Raw genomic sequence first — 18,214 nt, 5'->3', positions numbered from 1 at the left:
CTGAACTTAATTATTTTTAAAACGTAGATTTTAATATCTTTTTTTCGTTTACTTCAAATTTTTGATTCGACCTTAATTCCGCTTAATTTTTAAATTCGCTTTTTATTTTTTTGCACGATATTGTTTTATTCATTTTTTTCAGCGTTGTGCTTTTCATTCCGCGTAATGCTATTCAATTCCGCTGTTCTTTTTTTAAGTCAGTTATTTCTTTTAAGAACTAATTTTTGTTTTTTACTTCATCTTTTCAAGCAATCGTATTCATTATTATTCCGCTTTGCTTTTCATTCCGAGGTATTTTTGCCAACGGTCTAGTATAACCGTCAGTTACGGGTTTAAAGTTAATGTTTTCGGTTAAGCACTGACGTTAGCAATTCCGAGTGGATTCGGACGTAGTCGAATCCGCCGTAATTGCGGTTATACATTGTTGTACAACGTTTTTTATTGCACTTTTTTAATAATTCCATAGTCCACTTTTTCCTCAAAATTTGCCTTTGACCTATACACATAACTTCCGTCTTCCAAAACATCAATGATTTGGACGTCAATTTCTTTTCCAATCAAATGTTTTAAACGTGGTTCAGTCATTTTTTTATAAGTTAAAACATAATGACAATCAGAAATCCATTTTATATAATAAACCTGTTTGCCTCCTTTGAATATTTTTCTCTGAACTTTTCTTTTCCGTTTAATTTTTGTGTCCCGATAGAGAACGTGTTTATATTGGTAAATTCCAGTTTTGAATTTTTCGCAAGCTTTACATTCCGTTTCGTTCAGAGTTTTATTTTCGTATTCGTAATTTATAAACTCAAAAGTAGAATCGTAACAATTGTTTTTAAGTTTACTGTTTGGATAATATTGAACACCTAATAAGTATTGGCGCAACTGCTCAATGTTATATTCATTTTCATAGGTTGTCTTTTCCTTTACAATTGTAACCTCACTAATTTTCGCATCGTTATCAACACAAAAATTTACGGTTACATATTCGATATCCTTAACGTCTTCAACGAAGAACTTTTTCTGAATTTGTCCAAACATTAAAGAAGTCGCAATTAAGAAAGCAAATACAATAGTTTTTTTCAATTCGGCTTGGTTTTTTGTCAAATGTTGTACAACGTGTTTGTGTATGATTAGTTGCGTGGTTAAGCACGGAATTTAGTAAATAAAAACCGAATAGAAAATCCGCGAGGATTTTCGTAAGTAGTCTAGAACCAAGCAATTAATTATACACGGTGTTGGCAAATCGTTTTTTATTCAGTCATACATTTTAAATATTCTCTCAATTCAAGAGCGTTCGCACTTTTCATTTCTCTTTCGTAAATATATAATGAATAATCAGTTATTGTTTTCGTAGTTAATGTTTTTATATCTTCTTCTTCAAGTCTAATAAAGCAACTATAAGTCCAACCTTTAGTTCCAGAAGCACTTTTGTATTTAACATCAACATCAGGTTTCTCAATTACTGTTCCATCTGAAAATAGAATCTTTAATCCTTTTTTATTAATGTTTAAAGTTGTTCCATATGATTGCAATCTTAAATAAATTGTATTTTCTCCGTTTTCCTCAATTTTTGAAATTGAATACTCGTATTGTGTAGGTGTTCTTGTTGTTGTTTTTGATGAGAATTTATCTTTTTCCGATTCAAGTCTTTTGCATAAAAAACCCTCTGGTGGTGTTAAACCTCCGACAACATCTAATAAAAACAAATCTGCGTGTTTCGGGTCGTAAGCATAGTAAACTTTTCCAGTTTTTTCATTTTCAAGAACTAAAACTAAATCTTTTCCAAGATTATATTTATTCGGATTTTCCATTGTTCCAGTAACAGTAAATTCCAGTCTTTTAAGTTTGTCAGGATTGTTTCCAACTCCATCTTTGTATAATAATTTCTTTATTTTACTGTCTTTGTAAAATCCAGAGTAAAATGATTTCCCCTCTTTTAAAGTCAATGTTTTTCCAATTAATAATTCTGAATCTTCTCCAACAAAAAACTGTTCTTGAGAAAATGTAGCGATTGAAATTAGTAGAAATAATAATGTTGTAATGTTTTTCATATTCGGGTTTTTGTTTGTTTTATGGTTTTCGTTAAATGTTTGCCAACGGTCCCGTATAACCGTCAGTTACGGGATTAAAGTTAATGATTTTCGGTTAAGTACTGGCGTTAGCAATTCCGAGTGGATTCGGACGTAGTCGAATCCGCCGTAATTGCGGTTATACATTGTTATATAGCATTATCACTCATTTTTATCAAATTGCTTTAAAACCCCCTATTTATAAGGGTTTTGGGTTTTTAGCTAATGCAAAATAATGCAATAAAATGCTAGTAAATATTAGGTTTGTTGTACCCTTTGTTGTACCTTAGTAACACTTTGCACCCATTTGCACAGTCTAAATACCAGAGCCTTATGTCTTCAATCAAACTAGTTTTAAGAAAAAACAAACTAGATAAAGCCGGACTTGCACCGCTTTATTTACGTGTAATCAAAAACAGAAAAACTAAGTTCATTTCCTTAAGTGTAAAATTACAACCTAATGAATGGGATGAAGTTAAACAAAAAGTCAAAAAGAACCATAAATCTTCGACAAGATTAAACGCATACCTTTCAAAAAAGATTGCGGATGCAGAAGGTGAGATTGCAGACCTTGAAAGAAGGAACCAATCCACATCTGCTAGAAGATTAAAAGAAGCCATAAAGGGTAAACCTTTAATAAACTTCTTTGACTTCGCGTATGATAGATGCGAGAAACTAAAAGACACTGTTGCGTTATCAACTTATAGAAGTTATAAGAACAACATCGAAAAGTTTGAAAGATTTATAGGCCATCGCGAATTAATGTTTGATGATATTACAGCCACAACTTTAAAAAAATATGCTTCATATTGCAGCTCTAAGTTAGGTAACAATAACACCACTATTAACTATGCGTTTAGAATCCTTAATTTAATGTTTAGAGAGGCTAAAAGCGAAGATTTAATCTCCAACGAACTCTCACCCTTTACAAAGTTTAAAGTAAAGAAAAACAAGCCTACAAAGCGTTATTTAAACGAAGAGCAGTTTGAAGCATTAATTAATTTAGAGGTTCCACAAGAACATAAAGCCCAAGTTATTAAAGATATGTTTATCTTTTCAGTTTTTTCTGGAGGCTTACGTTTTGGTGATGTTATCGAATTGCAATGGAAAAACTACGATAGCAAGAATCACAGAATTACAAAAACCATAAGGAAAACCAAAAGACAGCACAGTTTAAAGATTGGACAAAAAGCGGTTGATATTATTGAGAAATACAGAACCAAAGACCAAAAGCAAAACGATATAGTTTTTCCATTTGCCAGTGTGGATGAACATTATTTTAAAGATAGAGAACACAGAAGTTTAATAACCAATAGAGCAATTTCATTAAGTAATATGTATTTAAGTCGTATGGGTAAAGAGCTAGAACTACCATTTAATTTATCCTTTCATATTAGCCGACATACATTTGCTACGAGAGCTTTAAACAATGGTATGCGAATAGAACACGTATCTAAACTTATGGACCATTCAGACATTGGTATCACGCAAGTGTATGCAAAAATAATAGGTAGTGAATTAGATAACGCAGTAGATAAATATATTAATTAAATTATGAGAGACGAAGACCACATTTTAATAGGAGATTTTTACGACCTATCTCAATATGCTTTAGATATACCATTCGAAGAATTAACACCATCTAAAATTGCCTTTATCGAATATGAATATGAATTTGAGTTTTTGGCAGATCCTAATTATTCTGATGTACAACAGGAAATAATAAACGCAGATGAAAAATACATCAATTTAATTTTAAAAAATCTTGATAGGGCAATAAGAACTAAATCCAACAACATTAATTTAGATTTCTCTTCAGTTGATGAAAACCAAGAGTATTCCTATATTTTAAGTTATAGGGCAAAAGAAAAAAATAATAGACCTACATTGAGTAACCATATTCCTGAGGATTTTAATACTTTTAAATTATACTGGCTATATAACTTTATTAAAAACTGCAAAAAAGTAACTTGGATTATTAGGGACCTTTTAGATTTACCTCAATTAACTGAGGAATTGTCTATCGATATATTCAAGCTCCTTGAAGAAACTCAAAAGAAGGAGGAACAGTACCGCAAAGAAGCAGTCGCATTGTTCAGCTCAGGCTTAGAAAAAAGGGAGATGCTTCAGCAGTATTACAACTCAATCTTACCAAAATCTTTGAAGAATATTGATAAATTGTGCTATTGGCAAGAGAAAATGAGCACTAGTTTTTTAAAAGAACTAGGTTACGAAGAATGTAAAGCGAAAAACTTAAAAAATATTTGCCTTAATTTTAAAAAGAGCCACTTAAACACAATAATTAATACTTATAAACAAATATTACCTGAAGATAAAATTCATTTTATAAATGCCATCAAAAATGCAATTTCATCTTTAAAACTATCTCGCGAACTTGAAGGTCTTGCAATAGCTGAATATACCGTAATTCTAAATAACAAAATCTCTACCTTAGAGTCTCAATTAGCCGCTAACGAGCTGTTAAACCATACTTATAGTTCTGGTAAATTAAAAGAAAAACACTCGCATAAAACAAGTCGCACTAAAAATAAACCCAACTCATTTACCTTAGAAGATTACTACAAAAACGAGTCTAAGCTTACAGACTTGAGAAAATCTCTGATAAGGATTGAAATGATCTCAGAACAAACTACTTTGAGTGACTTTAGGAAAGTGTTTAGCGGTGAAGCTATTGAAAAGCCTATCGTTTGGGCTGGTAAGATTAGTGAACTTTCATATTTCATAAAACAACTGCATAATGAATTAAAACTTGTTAAAGATTTAAAGCAACAGCAATGGGTAGTAACTATAAACTGTTTTATTCAAGAAAACGGCGAGCCATATAATCGTACCAAATTGAGAACCCAAAAAGTTCCATCTACTTCAAAAAACATCGATTCAGCATTAAATACACTAAAATAACACTCTATACTTAAAGCGCAGTATAAAATTATTTTATCCAAATTTTACAGTTAATCTCTCTCAGGTTAACTGTTTTTTATTTCCACTCTACACTCTACACCTCACTCTAAGCCTTTGTCTATAAAGTGTTTTTAGCCTCACTTCCATACAATCTTTGCTATTCATAATCATAAAATTATATGTCAAATGAAAGCAATTATTTTAAGTACAGAGCAGTACACAGATCTAGTAAATCGTTTAGACGAGCTAAACAAAAAACTAGAAGAGAAACAGAAATCTCCTAAAGAAGTTTTTCTAGACAATCAAGAATTCTTACAACTGATGAATATCAGTAAACGTACAGCGCAAACTTGGCGTGATGAAGGTGTTATTTCTTTTTCTCAAATAGGTTCCAAAATCTATTACCGTATGAGTGATGTGCAAAAGTTATTAGACAATAACTACCGCAAAGCATTTAACTCAAAAAGAAATAATTATTAATCCAGAACCTACACTTATGAAAGTAGTCAGCCCTACTCTCTCAAGCCATCTTATTACACCCTATATTAATTTAAAGCCGTACAAAATGAAAAATCCTAATAATAAAAAAATAAGACCAAATTTTGATAGTTTAGATAATCCTGAAACCTATAAAAATCACCTTAATTCTTTAAAAGAAATTACAGGAGAATGCCATAGCCTATTGCTAAAAAAATTATTAGAACAGTTTAAACCTTTAGATTTTGAGAAAAAAGCTAATCCCGGAGAAGAGGATAGTTTTAAAATAAGCAATAAACATTACACTGTCATAGCTATAGAAAATGTGCTTTTTATTGCTAAGAAAAACGATTGGGGTTTATGTAAAAATCAAGGTTTTATATACCTGTACAATGGTTCCTTTTGGAATGAAGTAGATAAAGAAAGTTTTCAGCAATTCTTGGGTGAAGCTGCAGAAATTATGAGTGTTCCAAAATTTTCTGCCAGGTATTATAAATTCAAAAAAGAATTATTTGAACAATTTCTATCTGCTGCCTATTTACAACGCAAAGAAATGTCCGTAGATAAAGTGCAGATTAATTTAAAAAACGGGACATTCGAAATCAACCCAAAAGGTGTAAAATTAAGACCATTCGACAGAGAAGACTTCTTAACCTATCAGTTGCCATTTGAATATAATAAAAATGCACAAGCCCCTATATTCACCGCATATCTCGACAAGGTATTGCCGGATAAAGAGCGTCAGAGGGTGTTAGCTGAATACTTAGGTTTCATTTTTATTAAAAATAATAGTAGAACACTCAAGGAAGAAAAGGCCCTTATTTTATATGGTACTGGTGCCAATGGTAAATCAGTTTTTTTTGAAATTGTAAGTGCTTTATTGGGTGATGCTAATATTAGTAACTTTTCTTTGCAAAGCTTAACGAATGATACAGGTTACTTTAGAGCAAAAATTGCCAACAAATTAGTTAATTATGCAAGTGAAATAAATGGCAAACTGGAAAGTTCTATATTTAAACAGCTAGTGTCTGGTGAACCAGTTGAAGCGCGTTTGCCTTACGGTCAACCATTCACGTTAAAGCAATATGCTAAACTGATTTTTAACTGTAACGAACTTCCAAAAGAGGTAGAACAAACAAACGCTTTTTTTAGAAGATTTTTAATAATACCCTTTGATGTAACTATTCCACCAGAAGAACAAGATAAAAATTTGCATACCAAAATAATCGATAATGAGCTTTCTGGTGTATTTAACTGGGTGCTTGAAGGTTTATTTAGACTATTAGAACAAAAAGGTTTTTCTAAATGTGAAGCGGCAGAAAAAGCTGTAGCACAATACAAAACCCAATCGGATAGTGTGAAAATGTTTATCGAAGAAGAAGACTACGAGGTCTCTGCAACAGAATTTACACTAATTAAAGAGCTATATCCTCGCTATAGGCAATATTGCTTGGAAGATGGATATAAACCTGTTAACAAGGTCAATTTTTCTAAACGTCTCAGAAGCTTTGATATAATTGTTGAGCGTGTCGCTGGTAATAAACTAGCGGCTTTCGTTACCAATGGTTTACCGTTCTAAAAATATTGTTTAACACTGGTAATAAAAATAACTAAGATAACTCGGCCGATTATTTTTGTTATTAAAAGTAACCTTAAAAAAAACTTTTTTATGCAAGACTATAAGTATAAGCTTGAGAAAGCCAGTAAGAAATACCAATGTCCATCCTGTTCTAAAAAAAGATTTGTAAAATACATTAATATTGAAACTAATGAGCACCTTCCTAATGAATACGGTCGTTGTGATAGAGAAATTAATTGTGGTTATCATTTAAACCCCTATAAAAATGGTTATCATAAAAACAACGCATCCACTACTGTTGTTAACCTTCAAAGATTAAAACCTATAAAAAGGCAAAAAACAGTATTTTTTCCGAAAGAAATTCTCTATAAAACGCGTCAAAATTATAACAAGAATGTATTCATTCAGAATTTATTGTATAATGTGCCTTTTCCGTTTAATGAAAAAGAAATAGAAAAAATAATAGCACTTTATCATTTAGGTACTATTTCAAAAGGTTATAGAAAAGGTGCAATTACTTTTCCTTTTATTGATTTACACAATAACGTAAGAACAGTACAGGTAAAGCAATTTGATAAAAACAACCATACTATTGGTACAGATTTTTTACATTCCATAATGACTAAAAATTATATAAAATTTAATAAGAAATTACCAAATTGGCTTAAAGAATATAACCAAAATGATACAAAAGTATCTTGTTTATTTGGGGAGCACTTGTTAAACCGTTACCCAACTAATCCAGTTGCTCTTGTTGAAGCGCCTAAAACAGCTATATATGGTGCTTTGTACTTCGGTTTTCCAGAGACAGCCACCAATTATATATGGCTTGCAGTTTATAATTTAAGTAGTTTAAATCTTAAAAAATGTACTGCTTTAAGAGGTAGAAAGGTTTTCTTATTCCCCGATCTAGCAGAAGGGGGTAAAGCCTACGAATTATGGAACAAAAAAATTGATGCTATTCAATTAAAGATGCAAAACACAAGTTTTAAAATGTCAAATCTTTTAGAAAAGTATGCAACTTTAAATGACAGAAAAAAAGGCAAAGATTTAGCAGACTATTTAATACAATTAGATTGGCGTCATTTTAAAAAAGATTAGGCACGCTTAATATCCCTCCAAAACCTCAATCTGTTCAGGTTCACGAATGATTATTTGAGGCTTACCCCGATAAGTTTCTATAGTGCCTATAACCTTTATTATTTTACCCTCATAGAACTGTGTTCCTTTAATGAATTTGTGCTCATTACTATCCCATAGTAATAAAGTAAGTTTTTGATTTGGGTAATTGCCGCCCATATTAAAATAAGTTGGTTTACCACGTACACTAGTTAAATGAACAACTTGATCTACTTTACCTTGTACGATAACTTCCTGTCCAATATAATTACTGGCTTCGTTAACGGAAATAACGCTATCTTGGGCAAAAAGGTTAGGTGAAACTAGACAAATGAAAATAATTAAGTAACGCATAGCTTTATAAGTATTTGATGATTAAGTAAATATAGTCTTATTATTTAACTGTTCATTGTTTGAGGTATGAGAAAATAAATAAGTTAATTATTTACAAATGATGCATTTAATATATTATTGATGCAGTTAATCATATCAAAGGCTTTATTAATATATTTTCTCTAAAATAAATAAGTCTCTACTTTACTATGTTAATCAAGAATATATCGAATTACGTTATATTATTGTCAAGCAAAATATATATATTTAGTGATTCAAATTTTCCCTTATGAACCGTATAAAAGAAGTTTTAGAAGAAAAAGGCATCAAACAGGTGTGGTTAGCTGAAAAGCTTGGAAAAAGCTTCAATACTGTTAATGGTTATGTTCAGAACAGGGCACAGCCCAGTTTAGAGGTGCTTTATGAAATTGCCAAAATTTTAAACGTTGACCCAAAAGAATTATTAGATACAAAATAAATATTATCATAAATGAACTTATTCAATCATATAAAAAACATATTAGAAGAAAACGAAAAGTTTTGTAAAGAAGGTAAACTATTCAAAAATGTCGTTGTAGAAGCAGCATTGAAATTAGATTGTGAATTACTTTCTTTGCTTATTGAAGATGAAATATCTAAAAAAACATTCTTTCAAGAAATAGATAATATCTTAATTTTTGATAAAATCAAATTCCAAAAATTTGTATCAAACAAGCAGTTTTTACCCGATAGTTACACGGCATATAAAAACAAAATAGGCTTAACTGCTAATGAAGAATATCTAACTGAAGCCAAAGAAGTAGTTCTAACTTGGGCTTACAAAGACTGTGTTTTAGAAGGTGGTCAAACCAAAGAAGACCAAAGAAGAAAAGAAATTTTTTGGAATGAGACATTAGCACCGGATGAAATAGATAGGTTGTTTAACCCAAAAGCATTAATTAATTGGAAACGTTATAATAAAGAAGGCGTTAGTGATTTAGATAATATTTCAATAACAGATAATCTCATTATTAAAGGCAATAATTTAATAGCTCTTCACTCTTTAAAACACATTTATAAAGAAAAAGTAAAACTTATTTACATTGACCCACCTTATAATACAGGGAATGACAGCTTTCAATACAATGATAGTTTTAACCACTCTACTTGGTTGACTTTTATGAAGAATAGATTAGAAATTGCTTGGAAGCTTTTAAGTAAAGATGGTGCTTTCTTCATTCAAGTTGATGATAGCGAATTTGCTTATTTAAAAGTTTTATGTGATGAAGTTTTTGGAAGAGAACACTTTAGAGAGGCTATAGTTCTGAAATCAAGTACAGAGAGCGGTGTTAACGCTATAAATGTTAAAAGAGGTGAGCGTTTATTTAAGGTTAAAGAATATATACTTTTTTATTCAAAATCTAACAGTTTTAGATTTAATCCATTTTATACAAAAACAGATTTTAATACTAACTATAGGTATGAAGTTGTAAAAAGTAAATCGGGCTATACCGTTACTGACTTGTCTAAAAAGTTTAAAGAAAAATATAATGACCTCAATATTCCAAAAAAGGAAAGAGATTTATTGGCAAATAAGGCATTTGAAAATTATGCTTTAGCTAACTCAAAGAATATTTATTCATTAGAAAAAAATATTAAAAAAGCTGGTGATAAATTTAAAACTTTTGCTTTAGCTAATAAGGAAAAAGGCATTGTTGAAGAATATATAAATTCTTTAAATAATATAGTTCTTATTTATAATGGTGGTGTTTTTGTACCATTAGAAGAACGTACAGTAAATGAAGATAACAAGAATTATTTTGGTGTTTTAGCATCAGATTTATGGGTGGATATTGGAACAACACCATCAAGTGAAGGCGGTGTAAAATTTAGTAACGGAAAAAAACCAGAGAAATTATTAAGTAGAATTATTCAAATGACTACTTCACCTGGTGATATTGTTTTAGATTATCATTTGGGTAGTGGAACTACAGCTGCTGTAGCGCATAAAATGGGTAGGAAGTATATTGGTTTAGAGCAAATGGATTATGGTGAAAACGATAGTGTATCAAGATTATGTAATGTTATTAAAGGTGATTCTTCAGGCGTTTCTAAAAATTTAAATTGGAAAGGTGGTGGTGATTTTGTCTACGCTGAAATTGCTAAAAATAATGCTAAATATATTGATGAAATTGAAGTAGCAAACAATAATCAGGATGTTACAAGATTATATGATTCAATTATTCAAAATCCTTATAGTAGCTATAAATTATCCACTTCTTTACTAAAAGAAAATATTAACTCATTTAAAAATTTAGATATAGAGTCACAGAAAAATATTTTATTAGACTTTTTAGATAAAAATGAACTTTATGTTAATTATTCTGAAATTGAAGATGTAGATAATAATATCGATTCCAAAACTATTGAAATAAACAACCAATTTTATAATTTAAAATAATTTTTATGAGTCCTTATATCTCTGATAGACAATTTACAAACTACATTCACAACAACGTAGCAATTCCAAATATTTACAATCCGCTAAACTGGGAACAGGTTAATTTAAATGAAGATTTTGCTGAACAAATTGATATGCAAAATGGCATTGATTATGTTTTTAGGCATAACGGACAAATTAAAACTGTACAAGAAAGATTTAGAGAAAGTAAGTATAGACAATATTCTGACTTTACTATAAGATACAGAAGAGACGGTAATATGCACGCGGATAGGCGTGAATCTGAATATTACAAGATGCAGGCTCAATTTTTTACATATGGAATAACAAATTGTTTAAAATCTAATCTTCCAAGTTGTACAAGTTTTTTAAAATATGCGCTTATTGATTTAGAAAAGGTATATTCTAAAATTGATAATGGTGAAATAATAATTAGAGATAATAATAGAAATTTTTGTAGGATAATTGAAAACAATGGTGTTAGGATTATCGAATGTCCTGTAAAATATAATCGTGATGGTTCATCATCATTTTTCCCTATTGAAATATCTTTTTTAATAGAATTATTTGGGAATGATATAGTAATATCTCAAAATGGATTTATATAATAAAAATTTTAATGCAAACATTAGAACAAAAAATAACTGCGGCAATAACAATGGGATTTATTCCTATTGAAGTTAATGCGCATATTAGTAATAACTTAAACCCAAAATTTAAAATAAGACCCTATCAGTTAGAGGCATTTGCAAGGTTTAATTATTATATTAATCAATATCCTAATAAAGTAAAACCAATACAATTATTGTTTCATATGGCAACAGGTAGTGGTAAAACTTTAGTTATGGCGGGTACTATATTAGATTTATATGAGAAAGGGTATCGTAACTTTATTTTTTTTGTAAATAGTTCTAATATTATTGATAAAACCAGAGATAATTTTTTAAACACTTTATCTTCAAAATATCTATTTAATGAGACTATATCAATTGCTGATAGAAAAGTTGAAATTAAAGAAGTTGATAATTTTGAAGCAGCTAATCAAGATGATATTAATATTGTTTTTACGACTATACAAGGTTTACATACACGTTTAAACACGCCAAAAGAAAACAGTCTTACTTATGAAGATTTTGTAGATAAAAAAGTTGTTTTACTATCTGATGAAGCCCATCATATTAATGCAGAAACGAAAAAAGGTAAGAAAACTAAAAATGAGGTTGATAGTATTTTAAGTTGGGAAGGTACTGTTAATAAGATTTTTAATTCAAACCCTGATAACTACTTATTAGAATTTACTGCTACAGCTGATTTAGCAAATGAAGAAATAAATAAAAAATATCACGATAAACTTTTATTTGATTACCCTTTAAAACAATTCAGAAAGGATAAATATTCTAAAGAAGTACAAGTATTACAGGCAGAGTTAGAGCCTTTTGAAAGAGCATTACAAGCAACCATATTGAATCAATTTCGCAGAAAGATTTTTGAAAATAATCAAATTCACATAAAACCTGTAATACTTCTAAAATCTAAAACAATTAAAGATAGTCAAGCTTTTTTTGAGGAATATGTAAATGGCATTAAATCACTTACAGTTCAAACAATCAATAAATTAAGAAGTAATAGTAGTAATCAAATAATTCAAAATGTATTTAAATATTTTGATTCTAAAAATATAACAACCGAAAACCTTATTACAGAACTTAAAGAAGATTTCTCAAAAAACAATTGCATTGCAGTAGATAGTAAAAATGATAGTGATGAAAAGCAATTAATTGTTAATAGTTTAGAGGATGAAGATAATGAGTATAGAGCGATTTTTGCAGTTGATAAATTAAATGAGGGATGGGATGTTCTTAATTTATTTGATATTGTTCGTTTATATAACACGAGAGATGCAGACCACAAATCAGGTAAGGTTGGCAAAACAACAATGTCAGAAGCTCAATTAATAGGTAGAGGTGCAAGGTATTGTCCATTCCAATTATCTGATGAGCAACCGTTGTACAAAAGAAAATATGATGAGGATTTAAATAATGAAATGCGTATTTGCGAAGAATTATATTATCACTCTGCACATAATCCTAAATACATTTCTGAATTAAATAAAGCATTAGAAGAAATTGGAATTAAGGCTTCAAAGTCTGTCAAAAAAACTTTAAAACTTAAAGATGATTTTAAGCAATCAGATTTTTATAAAACAGGTGTAGTATATATAAACGAAAGAGAAGTTTATGACCGTTCAGATATTCACGAATTAGATAAAACTATTATTGATAAAATTTCTACGAAAAAGCTATTAACAGGCTATTCCTCTTTAACTACTGCTTTTGGGAATAATCTTGAAATGACTGTTCAAAAAGATTCGAGAATTTATAAGATTAACGAATTTTCATATTCAATAAGGCTGAAAGCGTTAAATAAATTGCCTTTTTATAGGTTCAATAATCTTAAACGTTACTTTCCTCATTTAAAATCAATAACAGAGTTTTTAACATCAGATAAATATTTAAATAAAATACAAGTTCAATTAGAAGGAACTTCTGAACAGGTTAATAACCCAACAAATGAAATGAAATTAGAAGCTACTATAAAAGCTTTTGATGATATTTCAAAATTAATACCACAAGGTTCGGTAGAGTTTAAAGGTAGTAAAGTATTTAAGCCACAAGGCGTTTCTTATACCTTTAAAGAAAAAACAATGAATATTGTTGTTAATGAAGAAGGTGACCAAGAATATGGTATAGCTCAATCAGAAACCACAAACCAAGATTTATTTATTGATTTATCAAAAGAAGAATGGTTTGCTTTCAATGATAATTACGGTACATCTGAAGAAAAATATTTGGTAAAATATATTAAGCAGGCATTACCATCTTTAAAGAATAAATATGATGAGATTTATCTTTTAAGAAATGAAAGACACTTTACACTTTACACTTTTGAAGAAGGTCAAGCATTTGAGCCAGATTTCTTATTACATCTAAAGAAAAAAATAAATGAAAAATCTTTAATGTATCAAGTGTTTATTGAACCAAAAGGTGGTGATAGATTAACAAATGAAGATAGTACAATTAAAGAAAATTTTCTAAAACAAATCCATAGTGTGTATAAGTTAGAGACCTTATTTAAAAATAAAGATTTTAAACTATTGGGAATGCCACTATATAATGAAACTCAAAAGAAAACGGAGTTTGATACAGCATTTAAAGAGTCTTTAAAACTATAATTTTTAACATATGCATTTATACAACTCTAAATCTTCAACCCTTGTAAAAATAAAGGAAAAGCCTTTTAAATTAGAAAAGGATATTCAGCAGGTATTTGAAACTAATTTAAATGAGTTGATGGATTTACACTTGGTAAAATCAGAATTTTCTATCAAAAATAAACGCATTGATACTTTAGCTTTCGACCCCGAGACAAAGGCTTTTATTATAATTGAATATAAACGAAGTAAGAATATAAGTGTCGTAGATCAAGGCTTTACCTATTTAAGCTTAATGCTTGAAAATAAAGCAGATTTTATTGTTGAGTATAACGAAACGCTTAAGGCCAACTTAAAGCGTTCTGAAGTAGACTGGAGCCAAACCAGGGTAGTTTTTGTCTCAACTAGCTTTACAGAAAACCAAAAGACAGCAACCAACTTTAAAGATATTGCTATTGAACTATGGGAAGTCAAACGCTACGAAAACAATTTAATTAGCGTCAATCAAATCAAGAAAAGTAAAGCGGCTGAAAGTATCAAACCTATCACTTCTTCTAATTCCAAATTAGAATCGGTAACTAAAGAAATAAAGGTTTACACCGAAGAAGATCACTTAGCTAATAAATCAGACGAGGTCATTGAATTATACGAAGAATTTAAAGAGGCCATTTTAAACCTCACAGATGATATAGAAATTGAACCCAAAAAGTTATACATCGCCTTTAAGAAAGATAAGAACATATCAGACATCGTAATACTTAAGAAAGGGCTAAAACTATTCATTAATCTACAAATAGGACAGCTTGAAGACCCTAAAGGATTAATGCGTGATGTTTCTAAAACAGGCCATTGGGGTAACGGTGATTATGAAACTATAATCAAAAACACTAAAGATTTAGAATACATAATGAGTTTGATAAAACAAACATTAAATTAATATAAAAAGTAAAGCTTATGACTAATGAATCTATAAAAAACCTTATAAACCAATTAAATGGTACTATAAGTCAGCCCGTATATAAAGTGTATAAATATCAGATTTCAGACAATGTTGAATATGGCAAAGTATGGTACGAATTAGAACCAAATCATCAAATAGAGTCAAATTTCTTTTTTATAAAAGAAAATAAAAGCTATGCGGGTGCAATTCAAATTTTGGGAGCCAACTTGCATTGGTATATTTTAGAATCAGAAAGAAATAAAGGCTATCTCACTAATGCATTAAATACTGCTATTTTACCTTTTTTATTTAGTGAGATGAATTATGAAAAAATTAAAATAACAATACCTAATACAGAAGATAATGATGCGTTAGCGTCAGCCGCCGTAGCTAAAAAAGTAGGGTTTAAAAACATTGATAATGTTGTTTATGTCCTATTGAGTGATCAATTTGATTTTACTAATGAAAATTTATCTATTAGATTCCCTGGTATTAAATTAAAAGAATACGAAAGGCTTAAGAATGAAATTAATGAGATTTCTATTAGACTCCAACAAATTCATACTCAATTTGAATTTTCGACAGGACTAAAAATGAAAAAATATCAAAACCCTCCCTTAGATGAAATAGCAGAAATATTAGCTCTTAGGAGGCATTCATTAGAAGATATGTATCACGATCATTTAATCAAAGACGATATTAATTTTAAAAATGAAACCCCCAAGCAATAATTATAGCTTCCATTGCATTTCAGCCATACCTATTTGCTTTCCGCGCAGTAAAAGCTGTAATACCTCCATTTCATTGCAGCATTACAGCCTTTACTTGTTGCCTTTGCGCTTTTTTAAATCCGTTTTCAAAAGTTTACTTCTTGGTTTAAAGTTTAAGACGTGGCAGGTAATAAGGTGTGCTTACGTCATTCTGTTTTGTTTCATAATACATAGCTGCAAGGTCTTTAGATTATCAATAAAAACCACCTAAAAATAGCTTATTCAACACATTTTAAGCATACAACATAATAAACCTTGCATCTACCATTCATACGCTTTCTACGCCTTCCATCCTCAGGCTTCAAAAGCTATTCATTTGTAGTATTACACACACGCCATTCCTACAGCACCCGCAGCTACTCTTGCACCCAAACCCATAAAGATATGCTACGCAAGTATATAACTTGGGTGCAACCGCTGCTTCATAATGTGCGAGCCTGCGATCACAACGGGCTGATAAGTTTGTCACAGTAATTGAAACATCAATATTTGCATAAAGCTTATTTGTTTTATTCCCGATGGTCATAAAAAAACAAGCCTTATTGCAAACCGCGCAAAAGAGCTGATTTTACACTTCATTACAAGCACTTCGCCCTGCACTAACCAATAGTTAAATATATCATTACAGTTATGTTTAATAAGGCAAATAAACAGGATAAAAATTCATTTAAAGCGTGCAAGCTCCGATGCTTTTCATTCCGTTGCAAAACAGCCCTTTCTTTTTGCAACCGATTCAATTACTGCGCCAAACCAGTGTAAACATAGCACTAGCGGTATTACATACCTCTAGCTAGTACACCCGTTGTTCAACTCGCAGTCGGCTCGCGCCTTTAGATTACCTGCCGAATAATAACAACGTTCAATTAAAAATTTACCGATTATAAATCAAAATAAATTATATAACAATCTCAAACATAAAGCAAAGGTACAGGCGTGCGGATGCGAGAGCCACAAGGGTACGCTATCGCCTGTTGAGCAAAAATCTCCACCCTTGCGGGTAGTATTTTCACTCACAGCCCTTGCACCAATCGCACCGTTCCTGTTTAAAGGCAATATGTTTAATATTTTATATACAGCTCACATCTGCAACTGGTGGTTGCACGTGGGCACACGTTCAAAAGGTAATCCTTTTGGCTTTAATGTAAATTATAAAGGCTATAAAGAGCTTTCAATACGCATTTTTTGGCTAGAGGTTTGTCTTTCAGAGCTCCCATTTTAGGGGGCTCTTTTTTTTAATCTTATTAAGGAAGAAAAATTCACCGAAATCTTTATCGATTAAGATTAGTCAAAAAGTGAAAACCGATGCTTTTTTAGGAACCTGAATGCAAAGCGACCGAAACGGCCAAAAAGAGTAACAAAAACGCATAAATCTAGTTATTTTAGTAGTGATTATAAGGGTTTAAAGCCTTGTCAAGTCCGTACCAAGTCCGAACGTATATTAATTTTAAATTGTTATAAAAATGGGAAAAATTCCACAGGGTATTTTAGGAAGCTTATCAGGTAAGGTAGGCAGTGTAATCGGAGGTAGTTGGAAAGGTATTGACTACATCAGGATTAAACCGGCAAGCGTGGCAAATCCACGAACAGAAGGACAAGTAAACCAACGAAACAAGTTTACGGTAACTTTAGAATTCTTACAAGCAAACAAAGAGTTTATAAAGGTTGGTTACAAAGGGTTTGCGAATAAGAAAACAGAATTTAATGCTGCTATGTCTTATGTATTAAATAATGCGGTTACAGGCAGCGCACCGAATTTTGTTATTGATTATTCATTAGCCTTATTGAGCAGAGGTACATTATCTGGTGTATTAAACGGATCTACAGATTTGAATATACCTGGTGAGGTTACCTTTGATTGGGGAGATAACTCGGCTGAGGGTAACGCTAACACAACCGATAAAGCGATGGTATTGGTTTATAACCCAAGTAAAAAAGAATCAATCTATATTTTAGATGGTGCTGACAGAACGGTCGGTTCTCAAACGGTAACTATTCCAAACACCTACGTAGGGGACACTGTAGAGCTTTTTATGGCGTTTGTTTCTGCAGATGGTAATCAAGTATCAAACAGTATCTATTTAGGCTCTGGTACGGCTAATTAACAACAACTAAATAGATATAAAGAAACCGCTCTAAAAAGGAGCGGTTTTTTGTTTTCAATACTTATTTTAGAAAGGTATTGCATAAGGTGTAAAATGTTAGACCTATGTTGTACCTTTTTTTATTTAATCTTTCAAAACCCTTTATTTACAAGGCTTAATTGAGTTACTTAATATAATACATTGTTGTACACTGGCTTTTTATTCAGTTTGTTTTTTGAGATAAATTCTCCGTTTTGTCATATATTTTTCTCC

Annotated in this window: 15 protein-coding genes; 12 read left to right on the top strand and 3 right to left on the bottom strand. The window is 30.5% G+C overall.

All coding sequences use genetic code 11. The features are described from left to right. Positions 1–438: 438 nt before the first annotated feature. Together FT993_RS01900 and FT993_RS01895 are read right to left on the bottom strand one after the other, a co-directional pair. Positions 439–1,083, bottom strand: a complete 645-nt coding sequence (locus FT993_RS01900) for a hypothetical protein (protein ID WP_147860851.1) — start codon at positions 1,081–1,083, stop codon at positions 439–441. 167 nt (positions 1,084–1,250) lie between these two features. Further along, positions 1,251–2,051, bottom strand: coding sequence for a hypothetical protein (locus FT993_RS01895; protein WP_147860850.1), 801 nt, complete (start codon positions 2,049–2,051; stop codon positions 1,251–1,253). Between the two features lie 351 nt (positions 2,052–2,402). Here FT993_RS01895 and FT993_RS01890 point away from each other — a divergent pair, with 351 nt between their 5' ends. The 5 genes from FT993_RS01890 (at position 2,403) to FT993_RS01870 (ending at position 8,148) form a co-directional block, all read left to right on the top strand. Then, a complete protein-coding gene (locus tag FT993_RS01890) occupies positions 2,403–3,620 on the top strand; it encodes a site-specific integrase (RefSeq protein WP_147860849.1) in 1,218 nt (405 codons plus the stop codon). A gap of 3 nt (positions 3,621–3,623) precedes the next feature. Next, a complete protein-coding gene (locus FT993_RS01885; protein WP_147860848.1) occupies positions 3,624–4,991 on the top strand; it encodes a hypothetical protein in 1,368 nt (455 codons plus the stop codon). Positions 4,992–5,177: 186 nt separating this feature from the next. Continuing rightward, a complete protein-coding gene (locus FT993_RS01880) occupies positions 5,178–5,471 on the top strand; it encodes a helix-turn-helix domain-containing protein (RefSeq protein ID WP_147860847.1) in 294 nt (97 codons plus the stop codon). Positions 5,472–5,556: 85 nt separating this feature from the next. Continuing rightward, positions 5,557–7,047, top strand: a complete 1,491-nt coding sequence (locus FT993_RS01875) for a phage/plasmid primase, P4 family (RefSeq protein ID WP_147860846.1) — start codon at positions 5,557–5,559, stop codon at positions 7,045–7,047. 90 nt (positions 7,048–7,137) lie between these two features. After that, positions 7,138–8,148, top strand: coding sequence for a DUF6371 domain-containing protein (locus FT993_RS01870; protein WP_147860845.1), 1,011 nt, complete (start codon positions 7,138–7,140; stop codon positions 8,146–8,148). A gap of 6 nt (positions 8,149–8,154) precedes the next feature. Here FT993_RS01870 and FT993_RS01865 read toward each other — a convergent pair whose 3' ends face one another. Then, complete coding sequence (locus FT993_RS01865; protein ID WP_147860844.1) at positions 8,155–8,520, bottom strand: hypothetical protein; 366 nt, start codon at positions 8,518–8,520, stop codon at positions 8,155–8,157. 268 nt (positions 8,521–8,788) lie between these two features. Here FT993_RS01865 and FT993_RS01860 point away from each other — a divergent pair, with 268 nt between their 5' ends. The 7 genes from FT993_RS01860 to FT993_RS01830 all read left to right on the top strand — a co-directional run bounded on the left by FT993_RS01860 (position 8,789) and on the right by FT993_RS01830 (position 17,962). Next, positions 8,789–8,977, top strand: a complete 189-nt coding sequence (locus FT993_RS01860) for a helix-turn-helix domain-containing protein (protein WP_147860843.1) — start codon at positions 8,789–8,791, stop codon at positions 8,975–8,977. 12 nt (positions 8,978–8,989) lie between these two features. Further along, the gene (locus FT993_RS01855; RefSeq protein ID WP_147860842.1) at positions 8,990–10,939 is read left to right on the top strand and encodes a site-specific DNA-methyltransferase; all 1,950 of its coding nucleotides are present in this window, start codon (positions 8,990–8,992) and stop codon (positions 10,937–10,939) included. 5 nt (positions 10,940–10,944) lie between these two features. Continuing rightward, positions 10,945–11,547: a hypothetical protein gene (locus FT993_RS01850; RefSeq protein ID WP_147860841.1), complete on the top strand. Its 603-nt coding sequence runs from the start codon at positions 10,945–10,947 to the stop codon at positions 11,545–11,547. An 11-nt stretch (positions 11,548–11,558) separates the two neighbouring features. After that, positions 11,559–14,171: a DEAD/DEAH box helicase family protein gene (locus tag FT993_RS01845; RefSeq protein WP_147860840.1), complete on the top strand. Its 2,613-nt coding sequence runs from the start codon at positions 11,559–11,561 to the stop codon at positions 14,169–14,171. A 10-nt stretch (positions 14,172–14,181) separates the two neighbouring features. Further along, positions 14,182–15,087, top strand: a complete 906-nt coding sequence (locus FT993_RS01840) for a DUF5655 domain-containing protein (protein ID WP_147860839.1) — start codon at positions 14,182–14,184, stop codon at positions 15,085–15,087. Between the two features lie 17 nt (positions 15,088–15,104). Then, complete coding sequence (locus FT993_RS01835; RefSeq protein ID WP_147860838.1) at positions 15,105–15,821, top strand: GNAT family N-acetyltransferase; 717 nt, start codon at positions 15,105–15,107, stop codon at positions 15,819–15,821. Between the two features lie 1,499 nt (positions 15,822–17,320). Continuing rightward, a complete protein-coding gene (locus tag FT993_RS01830; protein WP_147860837.1) occupies positions 17,321–17,962 on the top strand; it encodes a DUF6266 family protein in 642 nt (213 codons plus the stop codon). Positions 17,963–18,214: the final 252 nt, after the last annotated feature.

Origin of the sequence: Mesonia sp. HuA40, assembly GCF_008017835.1 — a bacterium.
Taxonomy (GTDB): Bacteria; Bacteroidota; Bacteroidia; order Flavobacteriales; family Flavobacteriaceae; genus Mesonia.
Note: the sequence above shows the minus strand (reverse complement) of the source record. Positions and strands in the feature narration are given on the sequence as shown.